This is a genomic window from Brevibacillus laterosporus, assembly GCF_030489605.1.
In the GTDB taxonomy this organism is placed as follows: Bacteria; Bacillota; Bacilli; order Brevibacillales; family Brevibacillaceae; genus Brevibacillus_B; species Brevibacillus_B laterosporus_E.
In genome coordinates this window covers 327,691-350,540 of the sequence record NZ_JAUKFY010000003.1, presented here as the reverse complement: position 1 = coordinate 350,540, position 22,850 = coordinate 327,691, and the positions used below count along the sequence as shown (strand labels likewise).

At 40.6% G+C, this 22,850-nt stretch carries 22 protein-coding genes and 2 pseudogenes; 17 read left to right on the top strand and 7 right to left on the bottom strand.

The window, feature by feature from the left end; all coding sequences use genetic code 11:
* Positions 1-25 precede the first annotated feature (25 nt).
* Positions 26-364 carry a cupin domain-containing protein gene (locus tag QZ995_RS05200; RefSeq protein WP_003333727.1) on the top strand — a complete coding sequence of 113 codons (339 nt, stop codon included), beginning with the start codon at positions 26-28 and terminating at the stop codon, positions 362-364.
* A gap of 482 nt (positions 365-846) precedes the next feature.
* Here QZ995_RS05200 and QZ995_RS05195 read toward each other — a convergent pair whose 3' ends face one another.
* Both QZ995_RS05195 and QZ995_RS05190 read right to left on the bottom strand, forming a co-directional pair.
* Positions 847-1,362 (bottom strand): hypothetical protein, encoded by a 516-nt coding sequence (locus QZ995_RS05195; protein ID WP_301803946.1) that lies wholly within the window; start codon positions 1,360-1,362, stop codon positions 847-849.
* A gap of 66 nt (positions 1,363-1,428) precedes the next feature.
* Complete coding sequence (locus QZ995_RS05190; protein WP_301803944.1) at positions 1,429-1,890, bottom strand: hypothetical protein; 462 nt, start codon at positions 1,888-1,890, stop codon at positions 1,429-1,431.
* A gap of 385 nt (positions 1,891-2,275) precedes the next feature.
* Between QZ995_RS05190 and QZ995_RS05185 the strand changes: the two genes are divergently transcribed.
* The 4 genes from QZ995_RS05185 to QZ995_RS05170 all read left to right on the top strand — a co-directional run bounded on the left by QZ995_RS05185 (position 2,276) and on the right by QZ995_RS05170 (position 7,374).
* Positions 2,276-3,160 (top strand): YwqG family protein, encoded by an 885-nt coding sequence (locus tag QZ995_RS05185; protein ID WP_301803941.1) that lies wholly within the window; start codon positions 2,276-2,278, stop codon positions 3,158-3,160.
* A 773-nt stretch (positions 3,161-3,933) separates the two neighbouring features.
* Positions 3,934-5,457, top strand: coding sequence for a malate:quinone oxidoreductase (locus tag QZ995_RS05180; protein WP_301804110.1), 1,524 nt, complete (start codon positions 3,934-3,936; stop codon positions 5,455-5,457).
* Positions 5,458-5,815: 358 nt separating this feature from the next.
* A complete protein-coding gene (hcp, locus tag QZ995_RS05175; RefSeq protein ID WP_301803939.1) occupies positions 5,816-7,111 on the top strand; it encodes a hydroxylamine reductase in 1,296 nt (431 codons plus the stop codon).
* A 62-nt stretch (positions 7,112-7,173) separates the two neighbouring features.
* Positions 7,174-7,374: an iron chelate uptake ABC transporter family permease subunit gene (locus QZ995_RS05170; RefSeq protein ID WP_366919677.1), complete on the top strand. Its 201-nt coding sequence runs from the start codon at positions 7,174-7,176 to the stop codon at positions 7,372-7,374.
* A 20-nt stretch (positions 7,375-7,394) separates the two neighbouring features.
* Here the strand turns inward: QZ995_RS05170 and QZ995_RS05165 are convergent, their stop codons facing one another.
* A complete protein-coding gene (locus QZ995_RS05165) occupies positions 7,395-8,237 on the bottom strand; it encodes an aldo/keto reductase (protein WP_301803935.1) in 843 nt (280 codons plus the stop codon).
* A gap of 133 nt (positions 8,238-8,370) precedes the next feature.
* Positions 8,371-9,582 (bottom strand): MFS transporter, encoded by a 1,212-nt coding sequence (locus QZ995_RS05160; RefSeq protein WP_301803934.1) that lies wholly within the window; start codon positions 9,580-9,582, stop codon positions 8,371-8,373.
* A gap of 177 nt (positions 9,583-9,759) precedes the next feature.
* On the opposite strand from QZ995_RS05160, the gene QZ995_RS05155 reads away from it, so the two are divergent.
* The 3 genes from QZ995_RS05155 (at position 9,760) to QZ995_RS05145 (ending at position 12,688) form a co-directional block, all read left to right on the top strand.
* A complete protein-coding gene (locus tag QZ995_RS05155; RefSeq protein WP_437124719.1) occupies positions 9,760-10,134 on the top strand; it encodes a winged helix-turn-helix transcriptional regulator in 375 nt (124 codons plus the stop codon).
* 929 nt (positions 10,135-11,063) lie between these two features.
* On the top strand, positions 11,064-12,125 hold the full coding sequence (locus tag QZ995_RS05150) for an NCS2 family permease (protein WP_301803930.1): 1,062 nt from the start codon (positions 11,064-11,066) through the stop codon (positions 12,123-12,125).
* 11 nt (positions 12,126-12,136) lie between these two features.
* On the top strand, positions 12,137-12,688 hold the full coding sequence (locus QZ995_RS05145; RefSeq protein WP_301803929.1) for a phosphoribosyltransferase family protein: 552 nt from the start codon (positions 12,137-12,139) through the stop codon (positions 12,686-12,688).
* 239 nt (positions 12,689-12,927) lie between these two features.
* Here QZ995_RS05145 and QZ995_RS05140 read toward each other — a convergent pair.
* Positions 12,928-13,244, bottom strand: a pseudogene (locus tag QZ995_RS05140) (NAD(P)H-dependent oxidoreductase); the annotation flags it as partial.
* Between the two features lie 166 nt (positions 13,245-13,410).
* Here QZ995_RS05140 and QZ995_RS05135 point away from each other — a divergent pair.
* Together QZ995_RS05135 and hmpA are read left to right on the top strand one after the other, a co-directional pair.
* Positions 13,411-13,686: pseudogene (locus QZ995_RS05135) on the top strand (winged helix-turn-helix transcriptional regulator); the annotation flags it as partial.
* Between the two features lie 254 nt (positions 13,687-13,940).
* Positions 13,941-15,155 carry an NO-inducible flavohemoprotein gene (gene hmpA, locus QZ995_RS05130; RefSeq protein WP_301803926.1) on the top strand — a complete coding sequence of 405 codons (1,215 nt, stop codon included), beginning with the start codon at positions 13,941-13,943 and terminating at the stop codon, positions 15,153-15,155.
* Positions 15,156-15,157: 2 nt separating this feature from the next.
* On the opposite strand, the gene QZ995_RS05125 is transcribed toward hmpA, so the two are convergent.
* Together QZ995_RS05125 and QZ995_RS05120 are read right to left on the bottom strand one after the other, a co-directional pair.
* A complete protein-coding gene (locus tag QZ995_RS05125; RefSeq protein ID WP_031412678.1) occupies positions 15,158-15,673 on the bottom strand; it encodes a Crp/Fnr family transcriptional regulator in 516 nt (171 codons plus the stop codon).
* Positions 15,674-15,840: 167 nt separating this feature from the next.
* Positions 15,841-16,182 carry a DoxX family protein gene (locus tag QZ995_RS05120; protein ID WP_301803924.1) on the bottom strand — a complete coding sequence of 114 codons (342 nt, stop codon included), beginning with the start codon at positions 16,180-16,182 and terminating at the stop codon, positions 15,841-15,843.
* Between the two features lie 117 nt (positions 16,183-16,299).
* Here QZ995_RS05120 and QZ995_RS05115 point away from each other — a divergent pair, with 117 nt between their 5' ends.
* The 7 genes from QZ995_RS05115 to QZ995_RS05085 all read left to right on the top strand — a co-directional run bounded on the left by QZ995_RS05115 (position 16,300) and on the right by QZ995_RS05085 (position 22,798).
* Positions 16,300-17,019: a Crp/Fnr family transcriptional regulator gene (locus QZ995_RS05115; protein ID WP_301803922.1), complete on the top strand. Its 720-nt coding sequence runs from the start codon at positions 16,300-16,302 to the stop codon at positions 17,017-17,019.
* Positions 17,020-17,214: 195 nt separating this feature from the next.
* On the top strand, positions 17,215-18,510 hold the full coding sequence (locus tag QZ995_RS05110; RefSeq protein ID WP_301803920.1) for a helix-turn-helix domain-containing protein: 1,296 nt from the start codon (positions 17,215-17,217) through the stop codon (positions 18,508-18,510).
* A gap of 16 nt (positions 18,511-18,526) precedes the next feature.
* The gene (locus QZ995_RS05105; protein WP_003342937.1) at positions 18,527-18,661 is read left to right on the top strand and encodes a hypothetical protein; all 135 of its coding nucleotides are present in this window, start codon (positions 18,527-18,529) and stop codon (positions 18,659-18,661) included.
* Between the two features lie 164 nt (positions 18,662-18,825).
* Positions 18,826-19,650: a Cof-type HAD-IIB family hydrolase gene (locus QZ995_RS05100; RefSeq protein ID WP_301803916.1), complete on the top strand. Its 825-nt coding sequence runs from the start codon at positions 18,826-18,828 to the stop codon at positions 19,648-19,650.
* A gap of 401 nt (positions 19,651-20,051) precedes the next feature.
* Complete coding sequence (locus tag QZ995_RS05095; RefSeq protein WP_301803915.1) at positions 20,052-20,621, top strand: RNA polymerase sigma factor; 570 nt, start codon at positions 20,052-20,054, stop codon at positions 20,619-20,621.
* Positions 20,614-22,119 carry a DUF4179 domain-containing protein gene (locus tag QZ995_RS05090; protein WP_301803913.1) on the top strand — a complete coding sequence of 502 codons (1,506 nt, stop codon included), beginning with the start codon at positions 20,614-20,616 and terminating at the stop codon, positions 22,117-22,119. Before QZ995_RS05095 ends, QZ995_RS05090 begins: the two co-directional genes overlap by 8 nt.
* Before the next feature lie 361 nt (positions 22,120-22,480).
* Positions 22,481-22,798, top strand: coding sequence for a hypothetical protein (locus QZ995_RS05085; RefSeq protein WP_301803911.1), 318 nt, complete (start codon positions 22,481-22,483; stop codon positions 22,796-22,798).
* Positions 22,799-22,850: the final 52 nt, after the last annotated feature.

Sequence of the window (22,850 nt, the reverse complement as noted above, 5' to 3'; positions counted from 1 at the left end):
GAGAAAAATGAGGAGGGATTCATATATGCATTACCAAGCTATTAATCTGAATGAGAAGCTATCTACATTCAACGATCTCTGGTCTCCGAAAGTCATTGCTGAAATAAATGACTATCAATTTAAGCTCATTAAGATTGCTGGGGATTTTATGTGGCACGAGCATCAAGGGACGGATAAGGTATTTATTGTGCTCGAAGGAGAGATGTTCATTGCTTTTCGTGATGGCCAAGTGAAAATTTCCAAGGGTGAGATGTTTATTGTCCCGGGGGGAGCCGATCATAAGCCTTTCGCCGAAAAGGAATGCCATATCATGTTGGTGGAGCCTAGAGGCGTAATAAACACTGGCGGTACTGAGTCCGAATGAACAGCAGCCAATGCGAAAACGCTATTCATAGACACACAGTAAAACTACTTTTGCTGGAATGAGATGTTCTGTGGCAGCTCCTTCTTACTTTTCGCCGATAGATCCGTTAAGGTGAACCTTACCACAAGTAAAGGCAACGGATTTGAAGGCTATCCTAAGGTAGTTATCTACTGATGGATAGTCTTTTATTATGAAATTTTGAAAAGTTCTTATTCAAATGGAATTGTAGTTTGAACTATTTAGGGATCAAACACACACTTTAATATAACAAACTCTAAATTAATATTTCAGAACACCTGGATATGTACGAGCTGCTGGATGGCGATTACTGGCTGGAGCAAAACGATCCGAAGCTCCAGAAAACCGCAGAGGGGATACGCTGGAAAAAACTTGCCGCAGGACTGAAGGAGAGATATGGGTAGGAACCGACTCTAAGCGTTTTCTCCCCTTCAGCCTCCACAACTATTATTTTTCATAAAAACTTAGCGGCTTTTGTCCTCAAAAATTCGTGCCTGATCCAGTACCACCCATTGATTCATTTCATCGTAACCATTTACAATGGCAATCATCCTATGTCCGGGATACATCCATTCCGGAGGGGTTCCTTTTCTTAAAGATTCGGTATCAGCCAATCCTGTCGCCTGTTCTTCTACCAAGTTAACCAACGTCCCTTGTGGAAAAAAAGCCTCAATTTCACCCTCTACCTTGGTTCCGATGGGAAGACTTCGCTTTATTTGATTCCAATCATCCATTGTGGATTGTAGGAAGCGAGACCATAGTTCCTCGAATTTTGCTTTAGGAATTTTCTCATAGTAAGTATCATCGAGATCAAGGGGATGTTCGGCCAACATGTAATGAAATTGCTCATGCTTCCGATGAGAAGTAATCCAACTTCCGTCTTCTTGAATAATGATTTGCCTGTAGGCGATACCTTTTTGATCGGTTTCAAAATACCAGTTCCCCATCCCTGGTTCTGGACAAGCGCAGAGGTATATCATACATATCCACCTTTCTTTTTAAGTTGGGACTATTAAAATATCGAGAGTGAGGGGAATAACTAAGGGTTACATCGACGCCAGCCACGCGACACTGCCGCCCGCGATCGTTACTATTCCTCCGGCTGAAATTCCCCATATATGCTTTTTACTTAATCCAAGTTCCCCAATTAAACCCGGCAGCAGCCATTTAAAAGCAAGGAGTGAGAAGGCACCTTGTACTCCTCCCAAAAGTATCAGATTCTTGGCCTGATCCATATAGGCGTTGGTTGGAACAGAACGAGAGAACGCCAATGTTCCCCCAGTTCGCGCGCTCCAGAAAGTAATCACCATATATATAATCAAAGTTAGCAAAGTCAAAAAGACCGTGAGTGCAAATTTTATCAGGTCGGGCGATAACCATTTTTTCGAGGACTTGGATGCAGGTAACCCAATCAGGAAGAACACACCACCTACAAAAACCACGCCCCCCGCGATGACACATAAGGCGACATTCACGGCGGCTCCAGCCATCAAAAGCATAAATATCATACGTTCCTCCAGTAGTTTGAATAATAGGATTTCAATATCTCTCTATTAGAGCTCTCTGCGGATAACTAAATTGGTGAAATCGCTAGCAAATTCGAGCAGGCTTCGACCCAAAAGCCGCAGTTTGTATAGCGCTTGGTATCTTCCCCCTATTATAAATAGTAACGTCAATAATGGCTGTGCACATGAATAAAAGAACAATCTCGGGGAAATGAATCATACTGGAAGCATACTGAAAATCTTTTTCTCAACTCACTTATTTCTATAAACTAACAACGAGGAGAGTTACTTTTCCTTTCCTTATGTTACAATTTAATTGCCTATGCATACATTAATTCAGAATATTCTTTCAAATAGTACAACTTAAATAACAAGGATGGTGAAGGCAATGTTAAGAGAGAACAATAAGAAAAAGCTTGAGCGAATTGTTCAGGAAAATCATTTCGAGCATGCGATGGATTATTTGGAAAAGTCTGTGCGCCAAGGCATTCGCTTGTCCAAGAAAGAGCTGGAGAATTACAAGGATATATGCTCATCCCGCATTGGGGGCGATCCGGATCTGCCGCCTAACGCGGAATGGCCGCTTGATTCTAACGGGACGCCCATGACGTTCTTAGCCCAGCTACGTCTGCGTGAATTGGCGTCTCATGATGAGTCTTCCCTGCTTCCAGAGGCAGGCATGCTTTATTTTTTCGTTGGGGTGGATGAACCTTCTTATCATATTGAACACAAGGTGCTGTATCTACAAGAGGAGGAGCTGCAGGAAGCCCAGCGTCAATCTTCGCCCGAAGTGACGGCGCTCGAGGAGGAATTCGTCGGTTACCGGGTGACTCCCAGAGCCACGATTGAGCCGCCCAATTACGGCTATGTCGAGTACGAGCAGGTGGAGGATGATGAGCATGATTACGAGCAATACGAAGAGTTATGCTATGAGTTGACCGGAGGGAACTCAAGCGACCTTGGAGTCTTGTTCGGTTATCCGGCAACCCAGCATGGAGATTGCGAATACGAAGCGGCACTTCGGCTGTTGACCGGTAAGGAATATAACTATTCCGTAAAGGCGGCCATGGAACGGATAACGGTACATTTGAACGGCGATTCTGACAAGGCAGAGCAGGAAGTCCGCGATACGCTTTTGCTGCTGGCGCTAGATTCGGATCAGGAGGTCGGTTTTTGCTGGTGGGATGCCGGAGAACTGCAATTTTATATTCGGAAGGAAGATCTGCTGGCGGGGAACTTTGCACATACCTATTGTTCTCTGTATTCTAGTTAGACGCCAAAAGGACTTTCATACACCCAAAGAATATCGCAATAATCAGTATCGCACATAGCTTGAAAACCCATCATCAAACCGTCATCAAAAAGTTCTTATCCAGAGCTGATACAAGAACTTTTTTAGTAACAGCGTCAGATCTTCACTAAACAACTTCGCCTATAAAGAACCAAGAAGCATATAGGGAGGATTGACACCATGCAGCTCGACGAACAGACCTTAAATCGCATGAAACAAATCGAATGGTTTTCGAAATGCGGACTGAACTTTAAAGAAACCGTGCAGATTCCTTGCAAACGGGTCAGAAGCTGAGGCTGTTAAAATATGGTCGGACAATTAGAAAAAAAGATACTGATCCGGCCTGCAATTAAAGTAATACAGATGTCGAAATACAGAAAGAAGCTGGAACAAGTATCCTTTTAAACCGATGAAAATAATTGTTTACCAGTAAAAAACAAGCGAAGAACCGTACTACAAAATCATAACAAAAATGAAAGAATGTCTGATCACTAATAACAGCAAACCAAAGCCTTAACCCTTGCAAAAGCTGAGGTGCGGCCTTGGTTTTTATGCGTTCCCTGAGTTTTGTGACGGACTTCTCACTTTTTTACCAGCCTTAAATGGTTTATAATTATCATAATAGTAGATATTTTGGGCTATAAATAATTATAATAGACTATGGTATGGTTATAATTGAGACAGAAAAGGTGTATTCCTAGGCGGCGCCTTGCTTTGTGACAACTAAGCTGAAGCGCCTACTCTTTTTTGCCAATATAGGGGATGGAGAGATAACAATGAGCAACATGCAGCAAAAAACAGACGTTATTTTAATTGGTGCGGGAATCATGAGCGCGACTTTGGGATCATTGCTCAAGGAGTTAGCACCCGAATGGGAAATCAAAGTGTTTGAAAAACTCGCAAACGCAGGGGAAGAAAGCTCTAACGAATGGAATAATGCAGGTACAGGCCATTCCGCACTGTGCGAGCTTAACTATACATCCGAAAAATCTGACGGATCTATAGATATTAAAAAAGCGATAAAAATTAATGAACAGTTTCAGCTTTCCAGACAGTTTTGGTCCTACCTTGTAGAAAGCAATCTGATTCGTAATCCACAGGACTTTATCATGCCTATTCCTCATATGAGCTTGGTTCAAGGGGAAACAAATGTAACATTTTTGAAAAAACGTTTTGAAGCGCTTTCAAACAATCCGCTGTTCCAAGGGATGGAATTTTCCGATGATCCTGAAAAACTGAAGGAATGGATTCCGCTTATCATGGAAGGCCGTACATCAGATGAACCGATAGCGGCAACCAAAATCGACTCTGGAACAGATGTCAATTTTGGTGCCTTAACACGTATGCTGTTTGATCACTTACAAAGTAAAAATGTCGAAATTAACTACAAGCATACCGTTAAGGATATCAAGCGTACTAGCGACGGCTTGTGGGAAGTAAAAGTGCATGATATCAATACCGGTAAAATCCAACACCATACGGCAAAATTCGTCTTTATCGGCGGTGGCGGCGGAAGTCTGCCTTTACTTCAAAAAACCGGTATACCTGAGTCAAAACATATTGGAGGATTCCCGGTAAGCGGACTATTTATGGTATGTAACAATCCGGAAGTTGTAGAGAAGCACCACGCTAAAGTATACGGTAAAGCTAAGGTTGGAGCTCCTCCAATGTCTGTACCGCATCTTGATACAAGATATATCGACAACAAAAAAACATTGCTGTTTGGACCGTTTGCCGGCTTCTCACCAAAATTCCTAAAAACGGGTTCCAATTTTGATTTGATAGGTTCCGTAAAACCGAATAATGTCCTCACTATGTTGGCGGCAGGCGTAAAAGAGATGGCACTGACAAAATACCTGATCCAGCAGGTTATGTTATCGAATGAAAAGCGCATGGAAGAATTGCGCGAGTTTATCCCGAACGCCAAAAGCGAGGATTGGTATATCGTGGTAGCGGGTCAACGTGTGCAAGTTATCAAAGATACTGAAGCTGGCGGTAAAGGAACGCTTCAATTTGGTACGGAAGTGGTTAGTGCCGCTGACGGCTCGATAGCTGCATTGCTAGGCGCTTCTCCGGGTGCTTCTACTTGCGTTCACGTTATGCTGGAGGTATTAGAAAAATGCTTCCCGCAACATATGAAAGATTGGGAATCGAAAATTAAAGAAATGATTCCTTCTTATGGCGTGTCACTAGTGGAAAACCCAGATCTTTTCCATGAGATTCTTGCTTCAACAGCTCAGACGCTTGGTCTAAGTGAAAAAGAACCGGCCTATAGCTAATTCTTTGGATATAGAAACAAAGGTATGTAATGAAAAAGTGTAAGCAACATTTTTTATTACTGGATAATTGCTTCTATGATAAAGAGACTGAACAGCGATTATTGGAAAAACAGGGAGAAAATAAAAAGCTACGTAAATAATAGTATTATTGGCAAGAAAAAAAAGAACCTTTGATCTATCTTAGATCGAAGGTTCTTTTTTCATCCCTTGCAGTTAGAGGCTGCGGAGAGCTTAATAAATTTTTCCCATTCGCTTGTCACCGTTTCTCCACCCTTTTTGTGAGCCGTATCACATCGAATAGAACGGCTGATTTTTATAATCAACTCATAAAGAGTAGAAGAGAAAAGGAGAGATCGTGATGTTCTGTTACCAATGCGAACAAACCCCAAGCGGTGGGTGTAAGGTGATCGGTGTCTGTGGGAAAACAGAGGAATTGGCTAGCATTCAAGACACGATCGTTTTTGCGTTAAAAGGGATTGCAGCGTATGCAACTCATGCTCGGCAACTGGGTTATATCGACTCTGAAGTGGATGGAATCACTCAGGAAGCGCTATATTTCACTTTGACTAACGTTAACTTTAATTTGGATGAGCATCTAAAAATGGCGATGAAGGTAGGTCAGGCCGCAATCAAGGTGATGGAGCTATTGGACAAAGCGCATACCGAGCACTTCGGCATTCCGCAGCCCGTGACCGTATCGCAAAATAAAATCGAAGGCAAATGCATTGTGGTTACCGGACATAATTTATTTGCGCTGGAGGAATTGCTGAAACAGACAGAGGGAAAGGGCATAAACATCTTCACTCATTCCGAGATGCTGCCTGCTCACGGATATCCTGCCTTGAAAAAGTACCCGCATTTAAAAGGAAACATCGGCAAAGCGTGGTACGACCAACGACGGCTGTTTGAGGAGTTTCCAGGAGCGATTCTTGCGACTACAAACTGCGTTATGCCGATAAAAGGCAGTTACGCTGACCGGTTTTACTTCTACGATGTCGCTGGATTGGAGGGAGTGACTAAGATTGAAAACGACGATTTTGCTCCACTGATCGAAAAAGCACTCTCCCTGCCAGAAGCAAATATCGAATCAGATCACACTTTAACTACCGGATACCATCATGAGACGGTATTAGGGCTTGCACCAGAGATTATTGATGCTGTGAAAGCAGGCAAGATCAAACGCTTCTTCGTAATCGCAGGGTGTGACGCACCGGGGAAAGGCGGCGAGTACTACCGGGAATTGGCCACTTCTTTGCCAAAGGAAACGGTTATTCTTACCACGTCCTGTGGAAAGTTCCGTTTTAATGATGTGGACTTCGGAACAGTGCCAGGAACCGATATTCCCCGCTACATTGATTTAGGGCAGTGCAACAACTCTGTATCTACAATTAAGATTGCAGCTGCTTTGGCAGACGCATTTGGCTGTGAGGTCAACGATTTGCCGGTTAGCATTGTGCTTTCCTGGTTTGAACAGAAGGCAGTGGCTATCCTGCTCGGGTTGTTCAGCTTGGGAATCAAGGATATTCGAATTGGTCCAAAGCTGCCTGAATTTATTCAACCAGGCGTGCTAACCGTTTTGCAGGATTTGTTTAATGTTAAACTGATCGGACATGCGCAGGAGGACATGAAACAGATGATGGGGATGACTCAATAAAAAGCTTTTTCTATAACTGTAAAGACAGTTCGAAACTTACTTTAAAAAGTTTTGGACTGTCTTTGTTGTTTGATAAAAGGCAAAGCGCTGTTCGAAATCCTTTGGCTGATCCGCAAATTGTGGGGGTTACCAGCGGAGCAGGCGTAGGTGCAATTCTGTTGCTTGTATTTCCACAGTTCTCAGGGCTGAACATGAAAAAGATGCTTACGTATATTGGTCATGTAAAAATAATAATGCCGTCATTTCTCTTAAAAAAGAAATGACGGCTTAGTAAGGCCATGCCCTAAAAATCAAAGTTGTCCGGATCTGGACCGACTCGATGATTTTGATTCAAAGCATCAATGCGATCCATCTCTTCTTGTGTTAACTCGAAATCAAACACGGATGCATTTTCAACAATTCGATGCTCCTTAGTAGACTTCGGAATTGTGACAACACCATGCTGGAGGTCCCAGCGCAGGATGACCTGTGCAACTGTTTTACCGTGTTTATCAGCAATTTCTTGTAACACCGGGTTATCTAACAACTGGCCCTGCATTAATGGAGACCATGCTTCCATTTGAATATCATGCGTCCGGCAGAAAGTAATCAATTCCTTTTGCGTCAGATATGGATGAAATTCCACTTGGTTTATCATAGGCTTGATTTCAGCTTTCCCCATCAGGTCTTCAAGATGATGGATTTGAAAATTACTGACCCCGATTGCTTTTACACGTCCATCCTTATATAGTTTCTCTAGCGCTCGCCAAGCATCCTTATATTTACCTTTCACAGGCCAATGAATGAGATACAAATCTAGGTATTCTAAGCCGAGTTTATTTAGACTTGTTTCGAAGGCAGCTAGTGTGGCTTCGTATCCCAGATCGGCATTCCAAACCTTTGAGGTCACAAAGAGGTCTTCTCTGGAGATGTTTGCTTCTTGAATGCCTTCGCGAATCGCCTGGCCCACACTTGTTTCATTTCCATATATAGCAGCCGTATCGATACTGCGGTAACCATGCTTAATAGCTGATTTAACTGCTGCTACCAGCTCAGAGCCTTCTTCTACTTTAAATACGCCAATTCCAAACCAAGGCATTTTAGTACCGTTGTGCAGTGTTGTTGTATCTTGTAAATTTTTTGCCATCTGAATAGCCTCCTACGTAATTTTTTACATAATGATGTGTTGGAAAAACGCTGTACAAAATGATCATTAACAAACATATCATCAAGAGAGCCCTTGCCTTTTAATCAAAAGCGATCTTCAAAACATGGGACGTTTACAGGCGAGCTAGCTCATTCTTGTTGGCAGTCTTATCTTTTCTTTCCAGGCTGCGAGCCAAACCTGTTAAAAGTACGGCTCCTAAAACCATCAATGCTCCTACCCAGGGGGTATGAATCAGTCCAAGCTTGTCAGTAACGATTCCGCCCAGATATGCTCCGATTGCGATACCTGCGTTGAAGGCGGCGATATTCATAGCCGAAGCTACATCTACTGCTTTCGGTGCATAACGTTCAGCCAGCATGACGACATAGACCTGCAATCCGGGCACGTTCATAAAAGCTAACAAGCCCATGAGGAGAATTGTTGCCAATCCGACAGCTTTAAACGGTGCGGTGAACGTTAGGATGAAGAGTACGATAGATTGCATAGCAAACATATAGAATAAGGCGGAAATAGGTTTGCGGTTAGCTGCTTTTCCACCAATGATGTTTCCAATCGCAATAGCAATTCCATAGCCAAAAAGAATAACGGCAACAGTCGTTTCCTTAAAGCCAGTTATATCATGAAGTAATGGTGATAAATACGTAAAGACAACAAATGTGCCACCATACCCAATAGCAGTAATGAGAAAGGCAAGAAGCAATCTCCCGTTAGTAACCAGTGTAAGCTGTTCTCGCAGCGGTGTTTTGGTCCCTTTACGCAAATCGGAAGGAATTAAAATGGTATTGGCTACGAAAGCTAAGATGCCAACTGCGACAATTCCGATAAAAGCGGCACGCCAACCTAATTGCTGTCCGATAAATGTGCCTAAGGGAACTCCGGTGACGGTCGCTACTGTAAGTCCTGAAAACATAAAGGCGATTGCACTAGCCCTGCGATTTTCTGGTACCAGATCAGCAGCGATAGTGGAGCCGATTGACATAAATACACCATGGGACAACGCGGAGATGATTCTTGCTAGCAACAATACGACAATCCCATTCGCAGTGGCGGCAAGAGTATTTCCTATAATAAACACTAGCATGATCCACAATAATAAGGTTTTTCGTGGGATGCCAGAGGTTAGGGAGGTTAAAATCGGAGCTCCAAAGGTAACCCCTAACGCATATAAAGTAACGGTTAACGCAGATGTTGAGACGGATATATTTAAATCGTCAGCGATAAGCGGAAGTAGTCCCACGCTGATGAATTCCGTTGTTCCAATTGCAAATGCACTAATCGCTAACGCAAGGAGCGCCAGCGTGCTTCTTTTTTGATCTAAGAACATTCACTTCACTCCTACAGTATGGTATAACCGGCCGGTACATGCTATTATGATTTAAGATAATGAAAATGAACAGTACGCACTATAAAGTAATATACGAACAATAAAGTAACATACTCACTAAAAAGTAACATAGGCACTAAAAAGTTCCTATGGACATATTTAGGAGGGATAGCTGTGATTAAGAAAAAATATAATATCACTGTCGAAGCTACCTTAGAGGTTATTGGTGGAAAGTGGAAATGTGTAATTCTTTGCCATTTAACACATGGGAAAAAACGCACAAGCGAATTAAAACGGATTATGCCTGGCATTACACAAAAAATGTTAACCCAACAGCTTAGAGAATTAGAGCAGGATGGCATTATAAATCGAATTAGTTATAATCAGGTTCCTCCAAAGGTGGAGTATGAACTAAGCGAGTACGGGTGGAGCTTAAAGCCGATATTAGATTCCTTATGTGTATGGGGAGAGAAGCATCTTATCAAGGAATACGGAGATAAGTTCGCTGTGTTGGAGGATAACATTTTAAATAAAAAGGATAAGGAAATGTAATATATTTAAAAATAAACAAGGCAAAAAGTCTACGAGTGATTCCTCGTAGACTTTTTTATTAATCTTGATTGCGATTCAGCGGTCTTTATTTTGCTTTCGAGCGCTTCGTGTGCAGAATCTCTAAATTACTTTACCTTCACATCTATCCAATTTAGCAAAGAAATGTCTTTTGACTAGTACAAGTTGTGAACGACAACATAGTATGTAGTAAGTCAGACGATGGAGGTGAGACACATGAGTAAATGCCATCATCATCCTAAGAAGAAGAAGGTAGAGTTGGTTTGTAAATGCTGGTTTAAGAAAAAAAGAAAAAAACATGTTAGAAAACCGCATCATCCTTGCAAATGGTGGTAGTATGTAAGGGCACAAGCACAACGTAGTTTTGGGTGTAAAATTTGATAGGGATCTGTGCACTTCCAAATGAGAATCATGTGTTAAGTAACGTCTCACGTTTTAAACTACTGATTGATTCGGGATGAGCAGGGTGTTTACCTTGACGAACAGAGTTGAGGTAAACACCGTATCACAATCTAGTAGGTATTCATGGATCTAACCAAATGCAAAGCCTGTGATCTCTAGAATAGATAGGGATCATGGGCTTTTTTCTGCAAAAATGAGGCTAGCTGAGCTATTAGTCGTTACTACTAGCAAATCGTAATATATGCACGAAATAGCCAGTTATTCATCTGGCTATTTTTTTACCAAGAATGACTGAATGCCCTAAAGCTAAAAAAATTTTACCTATGTCAATACATAATCAACCCAATAAATTCTAGTTTTACCTTTAAAATACGAATAATAAAAGTTATTTTTTATATAAAATACATTAAAACACGAACTATTTAAATATTTAATTTGAAATTGATCGTGTTTTATGATATTTTACAGGTGTGAAACTCATTTCATATAACAGAAGGAGAATTTCAGAAATGGAATGGAAAGATATTATCGCGGCACTTAGCGTCGTACTCAACGGATTGCCGCAGGGTCTACTAGCACTATCTCTGGGTTTTGCTTCCGTACCTACAGCTTTAGCGTTCTTAATTGGTGCCACTGGTAACGCCATTACTGGCTCTGTAGCCGTTGTATCTTATCAGGTCGAGACGATTGCATTAGCTGGAACTCTGGGAAAAACGATGAGGGACAGACTGTCTATGATTTTTGCTGGCGGAGCAATTATGGCCACGATCGGTCTATTCGGCTTGTTAGAGAAAATCGTAAGCTTCATCGGGCCTGTCATTACAAGTGGAATGATGGCTGGCGTTGGTATCATGCTGGCACGTGTTTCTTGGGATATGGCTCGCAATAATATGCCTGTTGGAATCGTTTCGATGAGTACAGGGTTACTCACCTATTTTGTAACAAGAGATCTGGTCTATACCGTTACGATTTCCGTACTTATTTCTAGTCTCATTTCGCTGCTTCTTAAACAAGGCAATACTATCAAACCGCTAGAAAATGACCGTTTTGCTTTTCAAAAACTAACATTTTCAGCAGGTATTTTGCGAGGCGCTATGGCGATGGTTTGTCTCAATATTGGCGCAAATATTGCTTTTGGCCAAATTAATGGCGAGATTGCCAAGGCGGATGTGAACCTTGACACGCTTAGCGTAATCAGCAGTGTAGCGGATATGGTGTCGGCTCTATTTGGTGGGGCTCCGGTTGAAGCGATCATTTCTGCTACAGCAGGCGCTCCGCATCCTGTTGCCTCGGGTGTCCTGATGATGGTAGTGATGGCGGCAATTCTTCTAGCTGGCTTGTTGCCTAAAATCGGTCGTTATATTCCTAGTGAATCTATCTCTGGATTTCTGTTTGTGTTAGGTGCAATTGTAACTGTGCCCACCAACGCTATATCTGCATTGACTGGTGGCGAGGCTTCCTCTAGCCTGATCGGTGGTGTAACGATGGTGGTTACTTCAATTTCTGATCCGTTCTTTGGGATGCTGGCAGGCTTATTGATGAGAGCATTAATCAGCTTATTTGGGATGTAGGAGGGAGTTTCATGGAAAAGACTTATACGCTAGAGGTAGCAGGGATTACTCGGCATTTACCAATTATTCCGATAACAGAAAAACTCAGCATTGCCAGCTTTGTCATTCTTGGGGATACAGAGCTGGTAACAGCAGCAGCCCCGCTTCTTGCGGCAAAGCTTCCTAAAGTAGATGTGGTTATTACAGCAGAAGCTAAGGGTATCCCTCTCATTCATGAGATATCGCGCGTGCTTCAAATGAAGAAGTATTATGTTGCTCGAAAAAGCACAAAGCCTTATATGCAAACTCCATTAATTCATGAAGTAGAATCAATCACTACTCAGAAAAAGCAAGTTCTTTGTTTAGACCGAGCGGACGCCAATGAAATCGCAGGAAAACGTGTTGCCATCATTGATGATGTAATTAGTACCGGTAAGTCGTTGCAGGCTATTGAGGATTTGGTGATTCAAGCCGGTGGCATTGTGGCAGCTAGAGCGGCAATTCTTGCTGAGGGCGAGGCAGCCGAGCGGAGCGATATTTTATTTTTACAAGAGCTCCCGTTGTTTCCTCATGAAATAGAGTAGAGCAGCATCAGGTGCATCGCAAGCAAAGAAACCTGTTAGCAGAACTGATAGCAGGCAGTTTACTTATCACGGGCACGGCATATTCTAAAACAATTACCCAAAATATTGCTGTGCGCTTTGCTCAGATTCAATAGTTTGCAAATGGAGAACCAGTAAAACAGCCTATTTACTCTTCAAAAAGGTGAATAGGCTGTTATTGTGTCAGATGACAGCAAGAAAAGAAATAGGAAAAGGAAGAATTAAGATTTTAGAATATGCCGTACATAATCTCTAGCACTTTGTTCTACCTCTCCATCTGTAAGATGATGCTCAGCACCGTAAATGATAAATGCAGGTATAAATGTCATGCCTGTATAAAAGCAGGTTGCCTGAAAAGGTTTGGTCAATTCACTCAAAGTGAACTGATTGGCTCCACCAGCCTGATAATCATCTTGAAGGACACCAGCTGAGATAGCCAGACCTAATTCCTTGCTTTGAGCTTATCCCTTTTAGAACCATATGCCCATCCATGGGTAAAAACATCGTCAAGCCATTTTTTCAGTAACGGCGGTGAACTTTCTTATACAAGAAATTTCCATATTGGGATGTGCGGCAATCACAAGCGTTTTCATCCGTTTTTTCTCTCCTCAAAAAAGGTATTCATACAGGAATCGCCATTCCGTAGCTTGATTGCTAATGCTAGTATGTAATATATGGAATAAATTAGAAAGAACGTCTTTGCCAAAGGCAAAAAAAAAAACAGCGAACTTAAACGAGCAATACCTGATATTACACAGAAAATGCTCACACAGCAGTTACGTGAGCTTGAGAGAGATGGCATTATTATTCGAACCGTATACAATCAAATCCCGCCAAAGGTTGAGTATTCCCTAAGTGATTATGGGAAAACACTTACCAAAGTTCTGGATTTTATGTGTGACTGGGGAGGAAGTCATATTGAAAAGAGGCAACAGGAAGGGGAAGCAATTATAATTGCACATAAATTAAGTAAAGCATGAGTAAGGAACTGGCTGCTACATGCCGTTCACACTCCCTGCAAAAATAGCTGAATAATCGGGTAAATGATAGAGACAGTAGCTACGATGGGAGGCTATTAACGCATCATTCATTCAATATGTACATACAGGAGCTTGCTAGCAGAAATTATCTTCGCAAATCTGTGCCTTTTACAGTGATCTCGATCACACAGGGTGACATTTCTCACTCTATATACTGAGATCATACCACGCAAAACGAAAGTGAGGTAATCAAGATGCTAAGTGAAAAGACAATTCAAATCATTAAATCTACGGTACCCGTATTGGAAAAACACGGAATTGATATTACAAAACGCTTTTATCAATTATTGTTTACCAAACATCCAGAACTATTAAATATTTTTAATCATGCTAATCAGAAGCAAGGGAGACAACAAACAGCATTAGCCAATGCAGTGTATGCTGCCGCCCAATATATAGACAAATTAGAAACGATTATTCCTGTTGTAAAGCAGATTGGTCACAAGCATCGTAGTCTTGGGGTTAAGGCAGAGCACTACCCGATTGTTGGAGAAAATCTGCTTGCTGCGATTAAGGATGTACTTGGCGATCTGGCGACAGACGAGATTTTGCAGGCATGGGCAGAGGCGTATGGTGTAATAGCAGATGCCTTTATTGGTGTGGAAGCTGAGTTTTATAAGCAAGCTGAACAACAGCAGGGAGGCTGGGAAGGATTTAGAGCATTTAAGGTGGACAGAAAGGTAAAAGAGAGTGATGTTATTACCTCCTTTTATCTTGTTCCACAGGATGGAAAAGCTATCGCTGGATTTGAACCAGGCCAATACGTTAGTGTGAAAGTGGACATTCCTGGTGAAAAGAATACCCATATCCGTCAATATAGCTTATCTGACGCTCCAGGCAAGGCTTACTATCGCATCTCTGTTAAAAGAGAGGATGGCAAGCAGGATCAGCCTGCCGGTAAGGTATCTGTTTATCTGCATGAACAGGTCGAACAAGGAGATATTTTATTTCTTTCGGCACCAGCAGGGGATTTTGTCTTGGACCAAAAAGATGCTCGTCCTGTCGTCCTGATCAGCGGAGGGGTTGGATTAACGCCTTTAGTTAGTATGCTTAACACACTTGTAGAGACGAATCCGAACCGCCAGGTAACCTTCATTCATGCGGCTCAAAATGGGCGGGTGCACGCGATGAGAGAGCATGTAGAAGAGCTAGCTCGCCAGCACTCACAACTATCAGTTCATTGGTGTTATGACAAACCAACTGACCGCGACAGAGCAACAAACGCTTTTCATAAAGAAGGCTATGTAGATATCTCTACATTAGAGCAAATGGTTCCATCTAAAGATGCCAGCTTCTATTTCTGTGGCCCGACTCCCTTCATGAAGGTGTTGTACCATACCCTGAAGGAATACGGAATTGCGGAAGCAGACATTCATTTTGAGTTTTTTGGCCCTGCTGATAGCCTGTAGGACTACGAATCAGGTTTCGAGGCAGATTGAGCACGCAATAATCTATTTACAGTCTCACGGCGCAGTCCGATAAATTGCCCGATTTCATCCTGTGTAAGCACTTCGGTCAAAGTGGTGGGAGCAATATAGAATTCAAACCAAGCTTGGAGCTTTCGCAATTTATCTGCGGCCGATACTTCTGTTAATTGATCGATCCGATGCTGCATCATGCGGAGCTTTTCCTGAAGCTGTAAGGCAATGGTTCGGCATCTGTCTGGGTTATTCTGTAGCTTTTGATACCACTCCCGCGCATTAAGAACCTCGATCTCACAAGTGACAAGTGCGATAGCCGTACCGAAATAAGGATTTGGACTAATAAGAGAATGGTGTGGGATGATTTCATTAGGCACAATGATATTTACCAAAGTTGTCGTTCCATCCTCATGAATCCGAATAACTTTTAATAGGCCGCTTTTCAGATGGTACAGCGGGCCCGTTTCTCCTTGGCGAAATAGAGTTTCACCCCTATGCAATCTCATAGTAACCTCCATAAGTAATAAAGCGAAAGTCGGAACCTTCTGACTTTCGCTTTATTGTTTATTAATAGAGATTATAGCAGGATTAGCAGGTTTATGAAAAACCAATGTTACGAAAAACGTGTGCAATCTTCAATTTTTCGTTGCAATACGCTAGATACAGCCAATTTTTACCCGGAAACCACTATGATACATAAGATAAGTACAATAACAGCTCGAAGTGAAGTGATTGGCTTATGCTTCGCTCTAATGATATGGGCGTACAGGGCGGCAATCATAATTACAATAAAAATAGAAGCCGAAAACTTCAAGGCCGCCGGTATCCAAAAGGAAGCGATTACTCCAATAAAACCGATTAATTCGCAAGTGGCTGTGACGTACATGAGCCACATTGGATAGCCATAATCATTCCAATGCTGAACCATTGTTTTTGAACTTGTAAATTTGTTGAAAATCGAAATGGAAAACAAACCAATACATACAATTTGGAAAAGTAAAATAGTGAAATGCATGATGGTGCCCTCCTCTGATAAGATAAGTAAGATAGGATGTCTTTGGAGGAGAGTATACTCAGGTTTTGCTGAAAAAGATGTAGTCTAGACTACACTTACAAATTCTGGGGGTATTGTATGGAGAAAATAAAATATTTATCAAGAATACAGTTATTTAGTGAGCTTGAGATAGAGGAATTAGAAAAACTCGAACCCGTTGCCCCGATTACAATTATGAAAAAAGGAACACTGATTACAACCCCTCATCAATCTCAAAAATTTCTGTATCTGATCAAATCGGGAAAGGTTCGCTTATATCAGATAACATCCGAAGGCAGTGAGCTAACTCTTGATGTATTAGGTGTTGGACATATATTTGGGGAAGTCGGTACGTTTACAACAGGGTCTGAAAATCTGTATGCCCAAACATGGGAGGACTCCTTGATCTGTATGATCGATAAAACTGAGTTTGAGAATTTTTTGCAAAAAAAGCCTGATATTGCGTTAAAGTTTATTGAAATTTTGTCCAAACGCATACAGGAGGTAGAGGAGCTGCTTGAATACATGGCATATGGAAGTGTTCGAAAACGGCTTCTATTTTTATTAAATAAACTATCGGATAAATTCGGAGTTAAAATATCTATGGGAGAGAGCTTGCATCAAGAAGAAGGCTGGATTCAGCTTGATATAGCTGTTACGCATCAAGAATTAGCAACAATGATGGGCAGTATTCGTGAGACTGTGACGGGATTATTACAGGATTTCACAGCAGAAGGTATTATTCGGAAAGAAGGGCAGCGTAAACCTTTCCAAATCCATTACTCTCGATTAAAACAAGCATTAGCAAAGACCAGATGAGGCGAGTAACTAAATAAAGGGTAATTTTCCTTTAATTTTCATTAATAAATTACTTAATTAACAATAATTTCCCCACTAATCTTTATTTATATTTACAATAATATACAATTAAACTAGAATTATAGAGGAGTAATGAATGGAACAGAATACCGTTGTCGAATATTGTCCTGAGAAATTATGTCCTAAGGTGGGAATATGATGGAAGGAAAAGGAGCAGTACTTTACTCCTCTCTAGGTGAATTAATAAAAAATAAAAGACAACAAGCAAATTTGAGTTTATCAGAATTGGGAAGGCTGTCAGGTGTTAGTAAGGGTGTACTCTCTAAAATTGAATCATGTGAAACCAAGAGGCCAGAGCTTCGAACCATTAAGGCAATCACTACTGTACTAGTATTGCCATATGAAGAGATAATAGCGAATTATATCGAAATACAACAGCGTGTAGAAATTTTATATGAGCTTCTTTTAGAAATGATTGAACTAGCTAATACAACGCTAATTAGTAAGGTTGCACAAAAAATTCTTGAAAATCCCCAAGAAGATACATATACGGCTTTAGAACGTCTTTATGACCTATGCAATAGCATCACTAGCGACGAGATTAAACTTATTCTCTATAGCGCTATCATTAAGTATGCGAGAGTACATGGAATCCCAAACTATATAGCCAAACCGTCCCTGCAAAAATACCTAATAGAGAGACAGGATTTCAAAAACTTAGAGGAGTCTTTTAAAATCGGGGAAGAAATTATTCATTATGCAGATTTTTTATCCGAGGAAGAAAAAATCACTTTTTATTTTAGAATGGGTCTGCACGCATTTGCCATTAAAAAATATCAGCAATGTATTGAACTTACAAAAATGGGGCTTTTGCGAGATCACACCATAAATGAATTAAAGGTTAGAGCCTATCTGGCTATGATTAATGCTCTCTTATTATCAGGCAAATATGAAGAAGTCGAAAAACATCTTTCTACCTATAAAACATTTACATTCCATTTTGTGCATGAATCCGCAGCATTAACTGGTGCAATCGTAAAGGCAAAAAAGAAAGACTATGAAGCAGCCATTCCATTATTGCTAGATTGCTTACAAAATACGAGTGAGGATTCAAGAATACATGCAGTAAATGAGTTAATCGAGCTGTATCTGCAAATGAAAAAGTTCGATGCCATTGCAGAGTTAGTGGCCCAGGAAGATAACTTTTTGAAGGTTGAATCGAAAACACCTTATAAATATTATTCAATCGGATTATATTATCAATATAAAGCAAACTATCAAATCTTGATAAAATCCTATCAAGAAGGATTGGATAGTTATCTTGCCAGCATGGAGATCTATGGAAAAATAAATGCTTATCAAGAAATTAATGACTGTATGAAGAGCATTCTCTCCTTTTATTTCTCTATGGAAAAATCTATAGATTTACAAATGGTACAGAAGCTTCAAGATGTATATAATAGGATTATACAGAATAAAGAAATTAATTAGCGTAGGAGGGATTGAGATGAAAAAGGCAATTATAACGATTTTCATGACTTTAGCATTGGTAACTTCTATTGGTTCTATTGATTCTTTCTCTCATGTCGCAGAAGCTAGTAAACCTCATGTTATTCAGTATGTATATGATCCAGGATTTTAATTGTATCTCTCCTTAGGACGCTCTTAGGAGCGTTCTTTTTTATGGAAACCTATTGGGTCTATGAAACCAAACTCATCCATCTAACTTTTTTTACACATAAATTACAATATCAATGATATGATTATAGTGATTTATACAACTAGATTAGATTGGATGGTTTTGTCATGCAAAATTATAGAATGATTGTCCTCGATTTAGACGATACATTGCTTCAAGATGATCACACCATTTCAACACGTACAAAAATTGCACTAATGAAGGCTCAAGAGGCTGGAGTAAAAGTAGTTCTAGCATCAGGTCGTCCCACGTACGCTATGACGCATATTGCTGAAGAATTAGAGCTGGCAAAGTACGGTAGCTTTATTTTGTCCTTCAACGGTGCAAAAATTATAAACTGGAAAACAAAAGAAGAGTTATTTAGTAGCACACTGCCAGTAGAAACGGTACATGAGCTATATGATATCAGTAAAAGCGAGCAGGTTGGGATTCTCTCCTATGATGGGGATGATATCGTAGCTGAAACAGTGACTGCGTACACCCAAAAAGAGTCTGAGATTACGGGAATGAACATTAAAGAGGTAGAAAGCTTTAAGCAAGCAATCACACGACCAGTAGTAAAAGTTCTAATGGTGGACGAGCCTGCCAAACTAGCAATTGTAGAAAAGAAACTGCAAAAACAGCTAGAGGGTCAATTGAGTGTAATGCGGTCTAAGCCGTTTTTCTTGGAGTTTACAGAAGCAGGTGTGGATAAAGGAACCAGCTTACATCAGCTCATTCATAAATTAGGAATTGAACAAGCAGAGGTTATTGCGATCGGTGACAGCTACAATGATCTTGCCATGATTAATTTTGCAGGGCTTGGTGTCGCAATGGGCAATGCACCAGATGACATTAAGGAAATAGCAGACTATGTAACAGATACAAATATGAATCATGGTGTGGCAAAGGTTGTTGAGACCTTTATTTTAAATAAAATGCCACAAGCTTAGAAATCGTACTAATGATTTCTTTCCTGTACTTATATGAAAGAAGCGTCAGTGGACATTTTTGTTCCTTTGACGCTTCTTTTTGTTGGTAACGTTTTTGACAAAGCGTATTTTTTAGTACAGTGTTGACAGGAAAGCAATAGCAAACAAAGATTTATGTAAGGAAAGCCTTGTCTCCTGCCGAAGCAACAGTTGTTTGGGACGGCAATTTTCGAATCTTGATGATTCACCTAAGTGTCTGAATGATCAATTATTTCATTAAGAAAAGAATACATAGATTGCATCGATTGTCCCATTACGGTTTACCCCAGTGCAAGTGGGGGGAATTTTTCTCTCCTTAAAATGAACCAAAATACGGGAACTGGTGAATAAGGAGTGACAGGGAAAACGAGGAGGTTTTTTACATGGAGGAAAATCATCATTTTCCAATAGCTAGAGAAGGAGGTTCAGTTGGTTTTGAAGCACTTGTTCAGCCTCACTTAACTGCGGCATTTCGAGTCGCTTTTTTAATCGTCCATGATTACCATTTGGCTCAGGATGCTGTTCAAGAAGCACTATGGGAGGCATATCAATCACTTTATCGCTATGATGAACGAAAAGGGACATCGTTTCGAGCTTGGTTTATGAAAATTGTGACACATCGGGCACTTAATCAGGTGCGTAGAAGGAAAAACACGGAAGAATACGCAGAATCCATTGATCCGGACCAAAACCCATTGGAGAGCATTCTGCAAAAGGAACAAGAACAACAGATTTGGCGAGCAATCCAGTCAATGACGCCGAAGCATCGTTCCGCAGTGATTCTTTACTATTATGAACAGTTTAGAGTAGCTGAAATTGCAAAAATCCTTGGTGTGTTTGAGGGTACGGTAAAATCAAGGCTGCATAAGGCCAGAAAACTCATCGCTGAGAAAATGCAAGCTGAAAAAGAACCACAGGTAATTACCGAGATGGGAGTGATCATGCATGACTAATCTAGACAAACAGATTGAACAAACTCTAAAAAAGGTAGCTGAAAAATTGGATCAGCCTGCTTTTGTAATGCCTGACCGGGCCGTGGCCTATAAAAGAAAAAGGTCGCGTCTGCTAGGTACTTTGGTATTGCCGGTCTCAATCAGCTGCGCTCTGCTGTTAACGGTATCGGTGGGTTCATATGTATCACCCACATTTGCAGCTTATGTAAAGTCGTTATTTGAAGGCAGTTCTAATAAAGAGCTGCAAAATGCAGCAGAGGAGGGCTTTTCGCAGAAGGTAAACGCCTCTGTTACGGATCAGGGCTATACTTTTGAAATAAAGGAAATATTGGCTGACCCAATGAGAATTGTGGCCGTATATTCGGTCAAGGATCAGCAGAATAACTTTATTCATCCTGATAAGATACGTATATGGGATACAGAAGTAACAGATTTAAAAGGGAATCCATTTAAGAGAGTATCTAGCGAATTATATTCATTAGGATATTACGATGATAAATACGGCTATCTCACTCTGAAAAATCCAGTGGGAGAAAAACAACAGAAGCTTTTACTGAAAGTCAAGGGAAGTGAGATTGACTCTGTTAAAGGGGATTGGTCCTTACAGGTTCCTTTTGATTTAGAAAAATCAATTACGGCTTCAAAGGTGCTGCCAATGAATGGGACGTATACAACACCGCAGGGACTTCAAATCAATTTGAACAGCGTGATGTATTCACCGACTGCTGCGCGTGTCGAATATGAAACAAAATGGACGGAAGAGGCAAAGAAAAGATTAGTGCAGGAAAGCAAACAAGTGAAAGGAAAAATAGCTTCAGCTCCCCCTTATGTTCGCTATGATGATTATAAGCTGAATTTTCATGTTGAAAATGAAAAGGGAGAGAAAGTAAAGGACCTAAGTACGGAGATTGCTACTCCTCGCAAGTATCTAGATAAATATGGTCATTCTATCCGGAAGTATGGATTTGCTCCTCTGGCTCCAGATCATCAATATACACTAGTATTAGATTCTTTAGTAAAAACAGAACCGTATAAGCTGGACATATCATTTGAGCCGAAGCAGCTTGCCGATAAACCTGTAAGAGTAGACGAGGATGGCAAAACGATTGAGATCAAGTCAGTAACCTTTGACAAACCTCAAAATGAAGCATCTCCCAAGGATGAGAAGCATGCTACTGTTACACTAGATGTTTATGTAAAGGATGTATCCTATATTAATATAGGTGATACGATTTTTCTGGATGATGATACACGTAAAATTATTCACCGCTTTGGTTGGACGATAAAAGATGAGAAGGGCAAAATATACAATGTAACAGGCGGAGATTTTAAAATGTTAGGAAAGGACGAACAAGGCAGAAACCATATCCGAATAAAATTGCAAAGTTATGAAATGAAAGAACTTCCGCAAAAGATCAGCCTTACTTCCGAACTGGCAGAAAAGAGATATGAGCTGGATTGGAGAGTACCATTGCCAATGCCAAAAGAAGATAAATGAGAAATAATGGTTGCGCGAAAAGTAATGGAGGCAAGAAAAATAATATTGAGCTGTGTATAACAAGAAAATGGACAGGAAAAATTGCCTGTCCATTTTTTGTGTGAACCTTATCGAGAAAACATAATACCTGTTGCGTCAAAATTGGCTATTAAAAGATAGGAAAATTCTGTATTATTGATATAACGACAGTAAAAATTGAACAATTATTTAATCTCCCTAAGGAAGACATCAAGGTTCAAGATTTTATAATTATGAAATAGGCTATATTATCGCGAAAACCGTTACGCTTTTAACATGAGTCATTTTACTGAATGGTTTAACATACCGTGGATTGTGAATAATTAAGAAGGGAGCAAAGCTTATGGCAACAATGCCACTTTGGTTTTGGGTTCTTTACTATCTATTCATTTTAATAACTATCATTCTGGCGATTGTTTGCATAATTAAGAAAAAGCATACACTTTTTTCAGCTATTACGTTAATTTTTTCTATTCTAGCACCAATTGTTTTCTTTTTACATGCATTGACAAGGGGATATGGCAATGAAATTGAATTTTTCTTTCGAAAGCTTTGTTCAGGGGAAATTTGGGCAATATTCGGTGCAGCTGCAGTAGTTGAGATTGGTTACTGGTATTTTTTACTACTTAAAGATTACAAGATAAACCGTAAGCATACATGAAATTATCCGTTACATACCCACAAATGGATAAATACTGACCAAGCGCTCTCTG

Bases quoted from the DNA above. Each gene is read 5' to 3' on its own strand.
- QZ995_RS05105 (WP_003342937.1), top strand. From the start codon at position 18,527: ATGAAAAAGGCAATTATAACGATTTTCATGACTTTAGCATTGGTAACT.
- QZ995_RS05115 (WP_301803922.1), top strand. From the start codon at position 16,300: ATGGAGAAAATAAAATATTTATCAAGAATACAGTTATTTAGTGAGCTT.
- QZ995_RS05200 (WP_003333727.1), top strand. From the start codon at position 26: ATGCATTACCAAGCTATTAATCTGAATGAGAAGCTATCTACATTCAAC.
- QZ995_RS05125 (WP_031412678.1), bottom strand. From the start codon at position 15,673: ATGAGATTGCATAGGGGTGAAACTCTATTTCGCCAAGGAGAAACGGGC.
- QZ995_RS05165 (WP_301803935.1), bottom strand. From the start codon at position 8,237: ATGGCAAAAAATTTACAAGATACAACAACACTGCACAACGGTACTAAA.
- QZ995_RS05100 (WP_301803916.1), top strand. From the start codon at position 18,826: ATGCAAAATTATAGAATGATTGTCCTCGATTTAGACGATACATTGCTT.
- QZ995_RS05150 (WP_301803930.1), top strand. From the start codon at position 11,064: ATGGAATGGAAAGATATTATCGCGGCACTTAGCGTCGTACTCAACGGA.
- QZ995_RS05185 (WP_301803941.1), top strand. From the start codon at position 2,276: ATGTTAAGAGAGAACAATAAGAAAAAGCTTGAGCGAATTGTTCAGGAA.
- hmpA (WP_301803926.1), top strand. From the start codon at position 13,941: ATGCTAAGTGAAAAGACAATTCAAATCATTAAATCTACGGTACCCGTA.
- QZ995_RS05145 (WP_301803929.1), top strand. From the start codon at position 12,137: ATGGAAAAGACTTATACGCTAGAGGTAGCAGGGATTACTCGGCATTTA.
- QZ995_RS05120 (WP_301803924.1), bottom strand. From the start codon at position 16,182: ATGCATTTCACTATTTTACTTTTCCAAATTGTATGTATTGGTTTGTTT.
- QZ995_RS05195 (WP_301803946.1), bottom strand. From the start codon at position 1,362: ATGATATACCTCTGCGCTTGTCCAGAACCAGGGATGGGGAACTGGTAT.
- QZ995_RS05090 (WP_301803913.1), top strand. From the start codon at position 20,614: ATGACTAATCTAGACAAACAGATTGAACAAACTCTAAAAAAGGTAGCT.
- QZ995_RS05110 (WP_301803920.1), top strand. From the start codon at position 17,215: ATGATGGAAGGAAAAGGAGCAGTACTTTACTCCTCTCTAGGTGAATTA.
- QZ995_RS05160 (WP_301803934.1), bottom strand. From the start codon at position 9,582: ATGTTCTTAGATCAAAAAAGAAGCACGCTGGCGCTCCTTGCGTTAGCG.
- QZ995_RS05095 (WP_301803915.1), top strand. From the start codon at position 20,052: ATGGAGGAAAATCATCATTTTCCAATAGCTAGAGAAGGAGGTTCAGTT.
- QZ995_RS05190 (WP_301803944.1), bottom strand. From the start codon at position 1,890: ATGATATTTATGCTTTTGATGGCTGGAGCCGCCGTGAATGTCGCCTTA.
- QZ995_RS05085 (WP_301803911.1), top strand. From the start codon at position 22,481: ATGGCAACAATGCCACTTTGGTTTTGGGTTCTTTACTATCTATTCATT.
- hcp (WP_301803939.1), top strand. From the start codon at position 5,816: ATGTTCTGTTACCAATGCGAACAAACCCCAAGCGGTGGGTGTAAGGTG.